Source organism: Eubacterium ventriosum, assembly GCF_025150745.1.
GTDB lineage: Bacteria > Bacillota > Clostridia > Lachnospirales > Lachnospiraceae > Eubacterium_G > Eubacterium_G ventriosum.
This window is the reverse complement of sequence record NZ_CP102282.1, coordinates 2,618,359-2,633,687: the sequence shown is the minus strand read 5'-3', so window position 1 is coordinate 2,633,687 and position 15,329 is coordinate 2,618,359. Positions and strand designations below refer to the sequence as shown.

The window sequence follows — 15,329 nt, the reverse complement described above, 5'->3', positions numbered from 1 at the left end:
GAAGGAGATACGGCTATGTCAAGAACGAATGAAGAAACAATTAAATGTCCAAAGTGTGGAAAAGAGAGTAAGTTTGTTATGTGGAGCAGCATAAATACTGTTCTTGATCCGGAAATGAAGAAGAAGGTATTAACAGGAGAGATTTTTAAATTCAAATGTAATAAGTGCGGTTGTGAAGCAAGGATAAATTATAGCAGTCTCTATCATCAGATGGAAGATAGAATAATGATATATTATGTTCAGGATGAGGAAGAATATGAAAGTGCGTGCAATATGTTTAGTGGCGAAGATATGCCTGAAATATTCGAGGATTTAATGGCAGAAAAATATCTGTATAGAATCGTAACATCTCCGGGAGAATTAAGAGAAAAAATAATTATTTTCGATAATGGATTGGACGATAGAGTAATAGAGATTGCAAAGATTTTTTACATTGGTCAGGCAAAAGAACAAGGCATTAAAGTAAAACATATATTCTTTGATGTAAACAGTGAGGGCAAGTATATGTTTATTATATTTGACGAAAATGGAGAGACGAAAATGGCAAGCATTGAGAAAGAATTATTGGAAAAAATTAGAGAAGAAGTGTTGAAGGATAGTCCGGATATTAGAGAGGATAGGTTTGACATAGACGAAAACTGGGCGTTGGAAAAGATAATGGAAGAATAAACTAAAAGTGGAATAGTAGGTGAAAAAATATTGCGATTATAATTATATATGATATAATAACTATATATTATGTAAGTTAGAACGGAGGTCATTATGGGTTATACAGTAGGATTAGATATAGGTGTTGCTTCAGTAGGAGTTGCAGTGTTAGATGAAAATGATAATATTGTTGAGGCGGTTTCAAATATATTTGATGAAGCTGATACTAGCAATAATAAGGTGAGAAGAACGCTTAGAGAGGGAAGAAGAACCAAAAGACGACAAAAAACAAGAATAGAGGATTTTAAACAACTTTGGGAAACATCAGGATATATAATACCACACAAATTACATCTCAATATTATTGAACTTAGAAATAAAGGATTAACAGAATTACTTTCTTTAGATGAATTATATTGTGTACTATTATCAATGCTCAAACATAGAGGAATATCTTATTTAGAAGATGCGGATGATGGCGAAAAAGGAAATGCGTATAAAAAAGGATTAGCATTCAATGAAAAGCAGCTAAAAGAAAAAATGCCATGCGAAATACAGCTTGAACGAATGAAGAAATATGGGAAATATCACGGAGAATTTATTATTGAAATAAATGATGAAAAAGAGTATCAAAGCAATGTATTTACAACAAAGGCATATAAGAAAGAACTTGAAAAAATTTTTGAAACTCAGAGATGTAATGGCAATAAAATAAATACAAAATTTATTAAAAAATATATGGAAATATATGAAAGAAAAAGAGAATATTACATAGGACCAGGCAATGAAAAATCAAGAACGGATTACGGAATATATACAACGAGAACAGATGAAGAAGGAAATTTCATAGATGAGAAAAATATTTTTGGAAAATTAATTGGAAAATGCAGTGTATATCCTGAGGAATATAGGGCATCTAGCGCGTCTTACACAGCACAAGAATTTAATTTGCTGAATGATCTCAATAATTTGAAGATTAATAATGAAAAATTAACAGAATTTCAAAAAAAAGAAATTGTTGAGATTATAAAAGATGCTAGTTCTGTAAATATGCGAAAAATCATAAAAAAAGTTATAGATGAAGATATTGAACAATATAGCGGAGCGAGAATTGATAAAAAAGGAAAAGAAATATATCACACTTTTGAAATATATAGAAAACTAAAAAAAGAATTAAAAACAATAAATGTGGATATAGATAGTTTTACAAGGGAAGAACTAGATAAAACAATGGATATTCTGACATTAAATACAGAAAGGGAGTCTATTGTTAAAGCTTTTGATGAACAAAAATTTGTTTATGAAGAAAATTTGATTAAAAAATTAATTGAATTTAGGAAAAATAATCAACGTTTATTTTCTGGATGGCATTCATTTTCATATAAAGCAATGTTGCAATTGATACCAGTAATGTATAAGGAACCTAAAGAGCAAATGCAATTATTAACAGAAATGAATGTGTTTAAGTCTAAAAAGGAAAAATATGTAAATTATAAATACATACCAGAAAATGAAGTTGTTAAAGAAATATATAATCCTGTTGTTGTAAAATCTATAAGAACTACAGTGAAAATTCTAAATGCTTTAATTAAAAAATATGGTTATCCTGAAAGTGTAGTTATTGAAATGCCTAGGGATAAGAATTCTGATGATGAAAAAGAGAAGATAGATATGAATCAGAAGAAAAATCAGGAAGAATATGAAAAAATCCTTAATAAGATATATGATGAAAAGGGGATTGAAATAACGAACAAAGATTATAAAAAACAGAAAAAATTAGTGTTAAAACTTAAATTATGGAATGAGCAGGAAGGGTTATGTCTATATTCAGGTAAAAAAATAGCTATAGAAGATTTGCTAAATCATCCAGAATTTTTTGAAATTGATCATATTATTCCAAAATCAATTTCGTTAGATGACAGCAGAAGCAATAAAGTATTGGTTTACAAAACGGAAAACAGTATAAAGGAAAATGATACTCCTTATCATTATTTGACAAGAATTAACGGAAAATGGGGATTTGATGAATATAAGGCAAATGTCTTAGAACTAAGAAGAAGGGGGAAAATAGATGATAAAAAAGTAAACAATTTATTGTGTATGGAAGATATAACAAAGATTGATGTGGTGAAAGGGTTTATCAATAGAAACTTAAATGATACCAGATATGCTTCAAGAGTAGTGCTAAATGAGATGCAGTCATTTTTTGAATCTAGAAAATATTGTAATACAAAAGTAAAAGTGATAAGAGGAAGTCTTACATATCAAATGAGACAAGATTTGCATCTCAAAAAAAATAGAGAAGAATCATATTCTCATCATGCCGTAGATGCGATGCTTATAGCATTTTCACAAAAAGGATATGAAGCATATAGGAAAATTCAAAAAGATTGCTATGATTTTGAAACAGGGGAAATTTTAGACAAAGAGAAATGGAATAAATATATTGATGATGATGAATTTGATGATATCCTTTACAAAGAAAGAATGAATGAAATTAGAAAAAAAATAATAGAAGCGGAGGAGAAGGTTAAATATAATTATAAAATAGACAAAAAATGCAATAGAGGATTGTGTAATCAAACAATTTATGGAACTAGAGAAAAGGATGGAAAAATACACAAAATTAGTTCATACAATATATATGATGATAAAGAATGCAATTCTTTGAAGAAAATGATTAACAGTGGTAAAGGTAGTGATTTGTTAATGTACAATAACGATCCAAAAACATATAGAGATATGCTAAAAATACTTGAAACATATTCAAGCGAAAAAAATCCTTTTGTGGCATACAACAAAGAAACTGGAGATTATTTTAGAAAGTATTCGAAAAATCACAATGGACCTAAAGTTGAAAAAGTAAAGTATTATAGTGGTCAGATAAATAGTTGTATTGATATATCTCATAAGTATGGTCATGCAAAAAACAGTAAAAAGGTAGTATTAGTAAGTCTGAATCCGTATAGGACAGATGTGTATTATGACAATGACACTGGGAAATATTATCTTGTGGGAGTTAAATATAATCACATTAAATGTGTTGGAAACAAATATGTCATTGATAGTGAAACATATAATGAATTATTGCGTAAAGAAGGTGTTTTAAATAGTGACGAAAACCTAGAAGATTTAAATAGCAAGAATATTACATACAAATTTTCTCTCTATAAGAATGATATTATTCAATATGAAAAAGGCGGAGAGTATTATACAGAAAGATTTTTGTCTAGAATAAAAGAACAGAAAAATTTAATTGAAACTAAGCCAATTAATAAACCAAATTTTCAACGCAAAAATAAAAAAGGAGAGTGGGAAAATACAAGAAATCAAATAGCGCTAGCAAAAACAAAATATGTTGGAAAATTGGTGACAGATGTTCTTGGAAATTGTTACATTGTTAACATGGAAAAGTTTAGTTTAGTTGTTGACAAGTAGAAAATGATATGTTATCGTGAAGATACAAAGTTAGATGGATGAAATTTTTTACGATAACTTAATTTCTTCAGATCTACTAAAACAAGGCTTTATGCCGAAATCAAGAGCACCGACGGGTGCTCTTTTTTTGCCTTAAAGGAGGATAAGTATGGCATTTAGGGTGGTTTTTATCGAAAATGAAGTTGGAGTGAGAATGAAATTAGACAATCTAGTTTTAGAAACATATGAAGGAGAAGTATGGATACCAATAAGTGATATATCAACAGTAGTATTGGATAATTTGAAAATAACATTGACAACAAGATTATTATCAATGTTGGCGACAAATAATGTGACTTTGATTGTGTGCAACGAAAAACACTTGCCTATTGGATTATATTGTTCATACGACAATCATAGTAGAGTATTTAAACATATAGGATATCAGATTAATACAAGTAAGGAAAAATACAATGAAATTTGGAAAAATATTGTTATTAGAAAAATATTAAATCAGGCGGATGTAATAGAAAAACTAGGAAAGAATAATGAGATTAGTCGTGACATTAGAAAAATGGCATCAGAAACAAAAGATGGAGATATAACAAATAGAGAAGCTCATGCGGCAAAGATATATTTCAATGAGTTAATGGATTCAAGTTTTTCGAGAGGAAATGAAGAAATATTATTGAATTCCGGATTGGATTATGGTTATACAATTATTCGTTCTTATATTGCAAGAGTATGTGTTGGATATGGATTGAATTCCCAATTAGGAATACACCACAAAAATGAATATAATAGGTTTAATTTAATAGATGATTTAATGGAACCAATTAGACCTATGCTAGATTGTTTTACATATTATTTATTAGACGGAGAAGAGTATTTTACTTTAAATCATAGAAAAGAATTGATAAATTTTTTGAATCATAAAGTGATTTATAATAATAAAAAAATGTATATATCAAATATGATTGAGGAATATATACAACAATATGCAGCAGTAATAGCAGGAAAGAAAGAACAGTTTGAAATTCCTAAATTTGAAGGCTATGAGGGAGAATTTTTATATGTTGGAGTATAAAACTATGCGAATGTTATGTATGTTTGATTTACCAGTAGATTTGCCAGAAGAAAGAAAGGCTTATCGAGATTTTAGAAAAAACTTAATAAAAGAAGGCTTCATAATGATACAATACTCGGTATATGTAAGAACTTGTCCAAGTAGAGAGTATGGCAATCGTCTAGTAAGTAGAGTAAAAAAGTTTGCTCCGAGTAAGGGAAATATTCGTTTATTAACAATAACGGAAAAACAATATAATGATATGAAAATTATTGTGGGAAGTAGAAAATTGAATGAAGAACGAGTAGGGAGTGGGAGGTTTACAGTAATATGAGATTAACAATAAAAAATTTCAAAAAAAGTTATGAAGTCGGATTAGAAAAAGTTAATCAATGGTGTGGAAGCAATGTTATTAGAAAAAATGAAATTTTAAAAATGTTATCAAAGTATTTTTCAAAATCAAAATATGTTGAATGGGAGGAAAAAATAAGATGTGATGTATTTTGTGGTAAGGAAAAATTAGGGAGAGAATATTTTGAAATATATAATGTAGATTCAAGAGAACAATTTATATCACAATTAAAAATAGGTAAAAATACCTTATTGATGAAATACATTTTGAATAAAATTTTAATGAGCTTTGATATAGAGACTGATATGGAAAAAATTAATGATTTATTGATGAGAATTTATGAGAATATTAATAATGAATTGTTTAGTAGTTTTGAAAATTTTTCTATAGATTTTGAATCAAGTAATTTATTTGAAATTATGCAGGAGAGTGTGGCTTGTAACAAAAACGGAGAAAATATAAATTATTTATCTACATATGAGTTAATAATTAACTATATTGAATTAATAGAAAAATTAAATGAGGAAAGTGGAAAGCAGAAATTATTAATTATTAACAATATTGATCATATGATAAATCAACAGGAATACAGAAAAATATTTGAATATTCTAAAACAATATCGGAAAAGTCAGATATAAATTTTTTGTTTACAATAAGTCTTGATGGATATTGCGTAGTAGATAAAGAAGACTTTGAGTCAATAACAATAATTAATGATGAAGAATTTATAATGCCTGAATATAATAGAGTTGCAGATTATATTGAAAAGAATTATCCAATATATAGAGAAAGTGATTATCAATGGGTAGAATACAATTTAGAGAATTGCATTAATAAAATAGGAGTTAGTAATCAAAGTGTTGATTTAGGGATAAATATTATACTTTGTATTTTAAATAGATCGTTAAATGTAGACAATAAAGTTAAATATAAAACCAATAATATAGAACTAAACTTTTTAAATGTCCAATAATATGCTACAATATAAAGGAGATTTTGGGCAACTAAGGAAGTTTGCTATTCGACGGGATAGTAGATTTGATATTTTAGTACCTGAAGAAATTAAGTTATCGTAAAACCAGAGCACTCAATGGATATGTTGGATATCAATTTTAGTACCTGAAGAAATTAAGTTATCGTAAAACAGATGTATACGAAAATCAGACTATATCTGAATTTTAGTACCTGAAGAAATTAAGTTATCGTAAAACTTTTTTCTTTTAAGTGATAGTTACTCATTAATTTTAGTACCTGAAGAAATTAAGTTATCGTAAAACTAACAGTTAATTTTGTAAACAAAAGCGGTAATTTTAGTACCTGAAGAAATTAAGTTATCGTAAAACTTATTGCTCACAACTACCGCCGGACGGTCGATTTTAGTACCTGAAGAAATTAAGTTATCGTAAAACCGTACTTCACAGAAGACGGAGACCAGCTGAATTTTAGTACCTGAAGAAATTAAGTTATCGTAAAACCTACTGGTACAAAGGGTGACAAAGGTGATCATTTTAGTACCTGAAGAAATTAAGTTATCGTAAAACATGACAGAAAAATAGAAGGTATGTATGAAAATTTTAGTACCTGAAGAAATTAAGTTATCGTAAAACCTACTAAAGAAGGTGACGAAATCCTTATCAATTTTAGTACCTGAAGAAATTAAGTTATCGTAAAACCATAGCACCCGTTTCTTTCCGTAAATTTCCATTTTAGTACCTGAAGAAATTAAGTTATCGTAAAACTGCTGTCCTGCTAATTTAATTTCTCACGCTATTTTAGTACCTGAAGAAATTAAGTTATCGTAAAACTAAAAAAATCTCAGCTGATGAAGCTTGTGTATTTTAGTACCTGAAGAAATTAAGTTATCGTAAAACCGGATTACGAATCCTTGCAAGCTCTGTAAATTTTAGTACCTGAAGAAATTAAGTTATCGTAAAACAAGTTCAAGGGTTACAAGTCTTGCAATCTCATTTTAGTACCTGAAGAAATTAAATATGATTACATTACGTACTATAAATTAATCGTGAATATTAAAAGCTTGTTCATTTTTAGAAAAAAGTGTATAATTTGTTTGCTAGATATTAGCAAAAGATAGTGGAATAGTGTTTTAGTACCTGGAAAAAGTTATCGATAAAAATTGTAAGAGGTGATTGAAGATAGAAAGAATGAGGGGGGAATACTCTTGGTTTTCAACCCCTTGCACAACCTTAATTTTTGCACTATACTATATTAGTTAGAGATATAATCTCAAATAGTATTTCATAGTAGGAGAAAAGTGAAAATGACAAAAGTTAGAACAAGATTCGCACCTAGTCCAACAGGAAGAATGCATGTAGGAAATTTAAGAACTGCACTTTATGAATTTTTGATTGCTAAGCATGCAGGTGGAGATTTTATTTTAAGAATAGAAGATACAGATAGAGAGCGTTTGGTTGAAGGCGCAGTTGATATTATTTATAGAACTATGGCTGAAACAGGTCTTGTACATGATGAAGGTCCTGATAAGGATAAGGGATTTGGTCCTTATGTTCAGAGCGAGCGTCAGGCATCAGGTTTATACCTTGAATATGCTAAGAAGTTAATTGAATCAGGAGATGCATATTACTGTTTTTGTGATAAGGAGAGATTGGAATCTTTGAAGACTTCTGTAGGTGAAGATGGAAAAGAGATTACAGTTTATGACAAGCATTGTCTTCATTTATCAAAAGAAGAAATCCAGGCAAATCTTGATGCAGGCAAGCCTTATGTAATTAGAATTAACATGCCAACAGAAGGAACTACAACTTTTGTTGATGAATTATATGGTGAGATTACTGTTGAAAACAAAGAACTTGACGATATGATTTTGATTAAGTCAGACGGATATCCAACATACAATTTTGCTAACGTTGTTGACGATCATCTTCAGCAGATTACTCACGTTGTAAGAGGTAATGAATATATTTCTTCATCACCTAAATATCAGAGATTATATGAAGCTTTTGGTTGGGAACCACCTAAATACGTTCATTTACCTTTGATTACAGATGAAAATCACAAGAAGTTAAGCAAGCGTTCAGGTCACGCTTCATATGAAGATTTAATTGAACAGGGATTTTTACCTGAAGCAGTTGTTAACTATTTGGCACTTTTAGGATGGAGCCCTGAAGACAATAGAGAAATCTTTTCACTTGATGAGTTGATTAAGGAATTTGATTATCACAAGGTAAACAAGAGCCCATCAGTATTTGATATTCAGAAGCTTAAATGGATGAATGGGGAATACATTAAGGCTATGGACAATGAAAAATTCTATGAAAAAGCTATGCCATACATCAAGAAAGTTATTACTAAGGATTTGGATTTAGAGAAGATTCTTGATATGGTTAAGACTAGAATTGAAACATTCCCAGAGCTTATGGATATGGTTGATTTCTTTGAAGAATTATCTGAATATGATGTGGCTATGTACACTCATAAGAAGATGAAAACTAATTCAGAAAATTCATTAGAAGTGTTAACAGAATTACTTCCAATTCTTGAAGCAACAGATGATTATTCAGTTGACGGACTTCACGATACAGTATTTGAATATATTGGAAAGAAGGGTTGCAAGAATGGTCAGGCTTTATGGCCACTTAGAACTGCAGTTTCAGGAAAGCAGATGACACCTGCCGGGGCTTTTGAAATTATGGAAGTTATCGGAAAAGAAGAATCAATTAGCAGAATTAAGAAAGGTATTGAATTATTATCAAAATAATTTTAATACGAAATATAGTTATTAAGCGAGTAACTGTCAGGTTAACAACTATAAGAAATGTTAATAGATTGATTTTAAAATAATATAAATGTTAAAAACATTAAAAAGACTTTTGATTAAAGCTGTAAATAGCATATCAAAGGTCTTTTTTAATAATAAAATCCTCTGGATAATAGAAAAGCTTTTGTTTGTAATCTGAGTATTCTTTGAAAAAACATAAGAAATCACATTTACCTGTTTACACTTTAGTCAGACTGTGATAGACTTTCAGTACTTGGAGAGAAACAACCGGAAAGGTTGTATATATGTTTAATAAATCACAGATTCAGGCAATCAGCCACATGGATGGTCCGGCCATGGTTCTTGCAGGACCGGGTTCTGGTAAGACCACAGTTATTACCCATAGAATTAAGAATTTAATAGAGAAGGCGGAAGTGCGCCCGGAGAATATTTTAGTTGTAACTTTTACTAAGGCAGCGGCTATAAGTATGCAGAAGAGATTTTCTACATTAATGAATGGAGGGAAGGGACAACTGGTTACCTTTGGCACTTTTCATAGCGTCTTTTATAAGATTTTGAGAAAATCAAGGCGGTATGAAGCAACGGAGATTCTGTCTGAAAGGCAGAAAACGGACTATATAAGGGAGATTATTGGAAGGTATGGTATTTCTTCTAATGATATTTCAGAATTGTCTCAGAACATTATTAATGATATTGGAAATATTAAAGGTAATATGCTTAATGCTCAGGAATATGAGCCGTCCTGCTGCAAGAAAGAGGATTTTATAAAGGTTTATAACGCTTATAATTTGGAGTTAAAGAAGGATGGCAAGATGGATTTTGATGATATTCTAAGAGAGTGTTATTTGTTGTTATGTGAGAATCATACAATACTTGAACAGTGGAGGGAGCTGTATAAGTATATTTTAATAGATGAGTTTCAGGATATTAACAGAATCCAAATGAATATAATAGAGCTGTTGGCTAGTCCTCTTAACAATATTTTTGTGGTGGGGGATGATGACCAGTCCATTTATGGTTTTCGTGGAGCAAGACCGGAGATTATGATTGAGTTTAAGGATTATTATCCCGAGGCTGAACTTATTGTTTTGGATGTTAATTACAGAAGTACTCAGTCCATAATTAATGTGGCAGGCCGTGTTATTGAAAATAATAAGACCAGATTAGATAAGTGTGCTCACGCTAATAATAATAAGGATTTTCAACCTGATATACGAAAGTTTCGAAATCAAGTGGAAGAATTAAAGTTTGTAGTATCCAAAATAAAGGAATATGAAAATCAGGGGATTAGTCTGTCTGAAATGGCTATTCTTGTTAGGAATAATAGTCAGATTCAGGAGATTTCAAGTTTTTTAAAAAACAGAAAGATAGAAGCGGAAAGTGGAAAGCATAGAAGTAACATTTATAATGGTATGGTTGCAAAGGATATTTTGTCTTATGTTAGAGGAGCATTAAAGTTTGACGGCACATATTTCAATGAAAATTTAATATATGTTTTAAATAAGCCTCAAAGATACATAAGCAGGCAGGTTGTTCTTAGCGTGAATATGAATATTTCCGCTGTTAGAAGAATTTATAGTAAAAACAACATAGACAGTTTTCTATTTCATATTGAGATGATAAGAAAGCTACCACCTCAGGCAGCATTGTCATATATTAGAAAGGGTGCAGGTTATGAGGAGTATTTGCGCCTGTATGCCATTGAAAATAATATTCCAATGTCAGGGTTGTTAAAACAATTGGAACAGTTAGTGCAGGAGTGTAGCAAGTTTAATACATTAGAACAGTGGATAAATAGCATTGATTCAGCACAAAATAGTGAAGGTCAGAATTTTGGTAAAAAGAGCAGTGGAGAAGGTGGCACAAATAACAGGATTAATATTATGACAATGCATGGCTCTAAGGGATTGGAATTTAAGGCTGTGTTTATTGTTGATGCTAATCAGGGAATAATCCCTACGTCAAAGGCATTAAGAGAGAGGGACTTTGAGGAAGAACGCAGACTTTTTTATGTTGCGATAACAAGAGCCATAGATTATTTAAATATATATGCGGTGGAGGAAAGGCTGGGATGCCCCATAGAAGTGTCCATGTTTGTGGAAGAGATGCTGTAGAAAGTTAAATATTTGTGAACTGTATCTATTTTATTGCATTTTCCCGTATGTTTTGATAAAGTTATAGCAAACTAATTGGTATAAAAAAGGTATACCGATAATAAATAGCGGAAAGCGGAAAGAGGAAAAGATGGGAACTAATAATATTGACAATGAAGATGAAGAATTATTTGTAACAATTACATTGGAAGATGATTCAGAGATTGAATGCGAAGTGCTTACAATTTTTGAAGTTGAAGGACAGGACTATATTGCATTACTTCATGATAATGGAGAAGAAGATGGAGAAATATTTATTTATAGATATTTTGAAGACGAAGATGGAGAGCCTGGACTTGACAATATTGAAACACAGGAAGAATTTGACATGGTTTCAGAAGTGTTTGACAGTATTGTTGAAGACGGAGAATATGACGAAATTATCGAGGAATAATATTTAGAACTGTAGGAGTGTAAAGCAGGTCATAATCCGTATAGAGATGATTTGTATGTTTGGATAATTAAATCATCTTTAGAGATAAAGAGGTGATAGGATGCCAGGGACAAACAATGAAGCAACAAGAAAAGAAGAAGTAAAGAAAATAGTAGAAAACAGAAGACGCAAGGCAGAGTTAATTAGAGAGCAACAGATTAAGAAGAGAAACACTATAATAGCAATTGGTGTTGGAATTTTAGTTGTACTTATTTTGGTAATGGTTTTGGCTAAGTCCTGTTCATCAGGAAAGAAGCCGGCAAAAACTTCGGCAACTACTGCAAAGCAGATTACAACAGTGGCGCAGACTACTGTTCAGGAAACTACTACGGCAGAAGAGTATATGTATACTACTGATGTTTTGAACCTGCGTAAGTCGGCAAGTGCCAAGTCCAAACTTATAACTCAGATAGGAGCAGGTAAGAAAGTACAGGTCATCTCAGAGAATGGCAAGTGGTGCCAGATTAAATATGGCAAGGATACAGGATATGTAATGAAGAAATATCTTAGTTATTCTAATATGCTTGATTAAGAGTTTTATATTAATAGCGTTAGTATAGTTTTTGAAACTAATGAGATTTAGGGAAGGCTTGAAATTGTTCAGGCCTTTCTTTTACATTATTAAAGTGATAATTAGATTTTATTATGAAAGTTGACTGTTTAATAGATTAGGATTGAGGATATGGAAATGAATTATAGTGAAGCAAGAGAGTATTTGAAGAATGTGAATAAGTTGGGAAGTATTCTGGGACTTAATACCATAAAAGAATTACTTAAGAGATTGGGCAATCCACAAAATGAACTTAAAGTAGTTCACATTGCAGGAACTAACGGGAAAGGTTCCATTATGACTTTTGTTCAGAATATTTTAATGGAATCAGGATACAAGGTTGGAAGATATTGTTCACCTGCAGTTTTTAATGAGCGTGAGATTATAAGAATAAATGACGAATACATATCAGAGGAACAATCTGCTGATTTGCTTACAAGAATAAAAGAAAAATGTGACAGTATGTATAGTGAAGGTTTGCCACATCCTACATCCTTTGAAATAGAAACAGCAGAGGCGTTAATGTTTTTTAAAGAGCAGAACTGTGATATAGCTTTAATTGAATGTGGAATGGGCGGAGAAACTGATGCAACAAATGTATTTGAAAAAGTTCTTTGCAGTGTTATTGCCACAATTAGTCTTGACCATACTCAGTTTTTAGGCAGTACTATTGAAGAAATAACAAAAGTTAAATCAGGAATAATTAAAGAGAACTGTCCGGTTGTAATGTCTAAACAGACAGTGGAGGCTGAGAATGTAATAAAGAAGGTTTGCAAGCAGAATAATTCAAAACTTATAATTCCTACTGAGCAGGATTTTGAAAATGTGGAAATAGATGGTTTAACAACAAAGGTTACATACAAAGCATCTAATAATAAAGAATATATTCTTAACCTTCAGGCTCTTGGCACATATCAGATTAAAAATGCAAAAACAGCAGTTGAGGTAGCATTAGTGCTTGATAAAGCATTAACAGAAAAGACCAATATATGCGATGAGTCAGATAAGAAAAATGGCACTGGTATGAAAAATAATATTAATAATAGTGGAAATACAATTGAGAAAAATATAAAAAAAGGCATAGAAAAAACAGTTTGGCCGGGACGTATGGAAGTCATAAGTAAGGAGCCGTTAATTATAATTGATGGCGCTCATAACCCGGGAGCAGTGCTTGAACTAAGGAAAACTTTGGATTTATATTTTACAAATAAGAGAATAACATTTATAATGGGGGTGTTGTCTGATAAAGATTTTTCCAAGGAAGCAGAAATTATTGCTGACAGGGCAGAAAGAATTATTACGATAACGCCAAACAATTCACGAGGTTTAGATGGGCACAAGCTTGCAGAAACTTTGGTGAAATATAACCATAATGTACAGGTTGCAGATAGTTTGAAGCAGGCTGCGGAAGAATCAATAGATACAATAAAAGAGAACAGGGCCGATATGATTTTGGCGTTTGGTTCATTGTCTTATTTAGGAGAGCTAAAACAGGTTGTAAGATTAATCTGTAACCATTAAACAAACAGTTAAAGCCGGAAGGAGAGATTGACGTGTTTGACAAGAAGAAAATAGAAGAAGGAATTAGACTTTTATTAGAGGGAATCGGTGAAAATCCGGATAGAGAAGGCCTAAAGGATACTCCGGACCGTGTGGCAAGAATGTATGAAGAATTGTGTAGCGGTATGAATAGGAGTCCTAAAGAACATTTGTCCAAAACATTTACTTGTGATAATGAGAATGTTGTTATTGAAAAGGATATTACTTTTTATTCAACATGTGAACATCATCTTATGCCATTTTATGGAAAGGTGCATATTGCGTACATTCCAAATGGCAAGGTTGTGGGAATCAGTAAACTTGCAAGAACAGTAGAAGTTTATGCAAGAAGATTACAGATTCAGGAGCAGATGACTAACCAGATAGCTAAGGCATTGGAGAAGTACCTGGGAGCAAAGGGTGTACTTGTTATGGCACAGGCAGAGCATATGTGTATGTCTGCAAGAGGAATTAAGAAGCCGGGAAGCAAGACGGTTACTTTTGCAAGTACAGGAGTTTTTGAAGAGGACAGAAATCTTAGAAGTGACGTCTTGTCAATTTTTAGGGATGGCCAGTAGAAAGATTGGAGTATGATATGAATATTGGAAAATACAATTTTGATTTAGAAAAAGAACCTGTAATAATGGGAATTTTAAATGTAACACCTGATTCATTTTCAGATGGAGGTAAGTTTAACAACTTAGATGCTGCATTAAAGCATACAGAAGAAATGATTAAGGATGGAGCAAAGATTATAGATGTAGGTGGCGAATCTACAAGACCAGGTTACACACTTATTAGTGACGAAGAAGAAATAGGTCGTGTAGTGCCTGTAATTGAAGCAATTAAGAAGAATTTTGATATTGCTGTATCCCTTGATACATATAAGACTAAAGTTGCAGAAGCCGGAGTTAAAGCCGGATGTGACATGATTAATGATGTATGGGGATTTAAGTATGGCGAAAGAGATATGGCAGATCTTGTGGCAAAAACAGGTGTAGCAGCCTGTGTTATGCATAACAAGAATGTTATAACTTATAATGATTTTGTTAATGATGTAGTTAATGAATTAAAGGAATCTGTTGAGATAGCTCACAAGGCAGGAGTTAAGGATTCTCAGATTGTATTAGATCCGGGAGTTGGTTTTGCAAAGGATTATGAACAGAATCTTTTAATAATTAAGCACGTGGACAAAATTTTGGAACTTGGTTATCCTGTACTTCTTGGTACATCAAGAAAGTCTGTTATTGGTTTAACTCTCGATGTGGATAAGAATGACAGAATGGCAGGCACAGTTGCCACAACAGTTATGGGACTTGAAAGAGGATGCAGAATCTTTAGAGTTCATGATGTAAAAGAGAATTATCAGGCAATGATGATGGCTGAGAAGATTCTAAAAGCATAAGTTTAAAT

The 15,329-nt window shown here is 31.3% G+C and carries 12 protein-coding genes and 1 CRISPR repeat array; all 12 genes read left to right on the top strand.

From position 1 onward, the window contains the following. Positions 1 to 15 precede the first annotated feature (15 nt). The 12 genes from NQ558_RS11800 to folP all read left to right on the top strand — a co-directional run bounded on the left by NQ558_RS11800 (position 16) and on the right by folP (position 15,321). The gene (locus tag NQ558_RS11800) at positions 16 to 669 is read left to right on the top strand and encodes a CpXC domain-containing protein (RefSeq protein ID WP_040446793.1); all 654 of its coding nucleotides are present in this window, start codon (positions 16 to 18) and stop codon (positions 667 to 669) included. A 93-nt stretch (positions 670 to 762) separates the two neighbouring features. Further along, the gene (cas9, locus tag NQ558_RS11795) at positions 763 to 4,086 is read left to right on the top strand and encodes a type II CRISPR RNA-guided endonuclease Cas9 (protein ID WP_005361708.1); all 3,324 of its coding nucleotides are present in this window, start codon (positions 763 to 765) and stop codon (positions 4,084 to 4,086) included. Positions 4,087 to 4,234: 148 nt separating this feature from the next. Next, the gene (gene cas1 / locus NQ558_RS11790; protein WP_005361707.1) at positions 4,235 to 5,152 is read left to right on the top strand and encodes a type II CRISPR-associated endonuclease Cas1; all 918 of its coding nucleotides are present in this window, start codon (positions 4,235 to 4,237) and stop codon (positions 5,150 to 5,152) included. After that, positions 5,139 to 5,465 carry a CRISPR-associated endonuclease Cas2 gene (cas2, locus tag NQ558_RS11785; protein ID WP_005361706.1) on the top strand — a complete coding sequence of 109 codons (327 nt, stop codon included), beginning with the start codon at positions 5,139 to 5,141 and terminating at the stop codon, positions 5,463 to 5,465. Before cas1 ends, cas2 begins: the two co-directional genes overlap by 14 nt. Next, positions 5,462 to 6,457: a P-loop NTPase family protein gene (gene csn2-St / locus NQ558_RS11780; RefSeq protein ID WP_005361705.1), complete on the top strand. Its 996-nt coding sequence runs from the start codon at positions 5,462 to 5,464 to the stop codon at positions 6,455 to 6,457. Before cas2 ends, csn2-St begins: the two co-directional genes overlap by 4 nt. A 70-nt stretch (positions 6,458 to 6,527) precedes the next feature. Beyond that, positions 6,528 to 7,420: a CRISPR direct-repeat array (repeat unit 36 nt; unit sequence ATTTTAGTACCTGAAGAAATTAAGTTATCGTAAAAC). Between the two features lie 342 nt (positions 7,421 to 7,762). After that, positions 7,763 to 9,220, top strand: coding sequence for a glutamate--tRNA ligase (gltX, locus tag NQ558_RS11775; protein WP_005361703.1), 1,458 nt, complete (start codon positions 7,763 to 7,765; stop codon positions 9,218 to 9,220). A gap of 305 nt (positions 9,221 to 9,525) precedes the next feature. Then, positions 9,526 to 11,355: an ATP-dependent helicase gene (locus NQ558_RS11770; protein WP_005361701.1), complete on the top strand. Its 1,830-nt coding sequence runs from the start codon at positions 9,526 to 9,528 to the stop codon at positions 11,353 to 11,355. 130 nt (positions 11,356 to 11,485) lie between these two features. Next, on the top strand, positions 11,486 to 11,788 hold the full coding sequence (locus NQ558_RS11765) for a DUF1292 domain-containing protein (protein WP_005361695.1): 303 nt from the start codon (positions 11,486 to 11,488) through the stop codon (positions 11,786 to 11,788). 100 nt (positions 11,789 to 11,888) lie between these two features. Next, on the top strand, positions 11,889 to 12,359 hold the full coding sequence (locus tag NQ558_RS11760) for an SH3 domain-containing protein (RefSeq protein WP_005361694.1): 471 nt from the start codon (positions 11,889 to 11,891) through the stop codon (positions 12,357 to 12,359). Between the two features lie 156 nt (positions 12,360 to 12,515). Further along, a complete protein-coding gene (locus NQ558_RS11755; RefSeq protein WP_040446809.1) occupies positions 12,516 to 13,898 on the top strand; it encodes a bifunctional folylpolyglutamate synthase/dihydrofolate synthase in 1,383 nt (460 codons plus the stop codon). A 32-nt stretch (positions 13,899 to 13,930) separates the two neighbouring features. After that, a complete protein-coding gene (gene folE, locus NQ558_RS11750) occupies positions 13,931 to 14,494 on the top strand; it encodes a GTP cyclohydrolase I FolE (protein ID WP_040446791.1) in 564 nt (187 codons plus the stop codon). 17 nt (positions 14,495 to 14,511) lie between these two features. After that, a complete protein-coding gene (folP, locus tag NQ558_RS11745) occupies positions 14,512 to 15,321 on the top strand; it encodes a dihydropteroate synthase (protein ID WP_005361688.1) in 810 nt (269 codons plus the stop codon). Positions 15,322 to 15,329 lie beyond the last annotated feature (8 nt).

Excerpts from the sequence above, each read along its gene's own strand:
- NQ558_RS11800 (WP_040446793.1), top strand. The coding sequence starts at position 16 with ATGTCAAGAACGAATGAAGAAACAATTAAATGTCCAAAGTGTGGAAAA.
- cas9 (WP_005361708.1), top strand. The coding sequence starts at position 763 with ATGGGTTATACAGTAGGATTAGATATAGGTGTTGCTTCAGTAGGAGTT.
- cas1 (WP_005361707.1), top strand. The coding sequence starts at position 4,235 with ATGGCATTTAGGGTGGTTTTTATCGAAAATGAAGTTGGAGTGAGAATG.
- cas2 (WP_005361706.1), top strand. The coding sequence starts at position 5,139 with ATGTTGGAGTATAAAACTATGCGAATGTTATGTATGTTTGATTTACCA.
- csn2-St (WP_005361705.1), top strand. The coding sequence starts at position 5,462 with ATGAGATTAACAATAAAAAATTTCAAAAAAAGTTATGAAGTCGGATTA.
- gltX (WP_005361703.1), top strand. The coding sequence starts at position 7,763 with ATGACAAAAGTTAGAACAAGATTCGCACCTAGTCCAACAGGAAGAATG.
- NQ558_RS11770 (WP_005361701.1), top strand. The coding sequence starts at position 9,526 with ATGTTTAATAAATCACAGATTCAGGCAATCAGCCACATGGATGGTCCG.
- NQ558_RS11765 (WP_005361695.1), top strand. The coding sequence starts at position 11,486 with ATGGGAACTAATAATATTGACAATGAAGATGAAGAATTATTTGTAACA.
- NQ558_RS11760 (WP_005361694.1), top strand. The coding sequence starts at position 11,889 with ATGCCAGGGACAAACAATGAAGCAACAAGAAAAGAAGAAGTAAAGAAA.
- NQ558_RS11755 (WP_040446809.1), top strand. The coding sequence starts at position 12,516 with ATGAATTATAGTGAAGCAAGAGAGTATTTGAAGAATGTGAATAAGTTG.
- folP (WP_005361688.1), top strand. The coding sequence starts at position 14,512 with ATGAATATTGGAAAATACAATTTTGATTTAGAAAAAGAACCTGTAATA.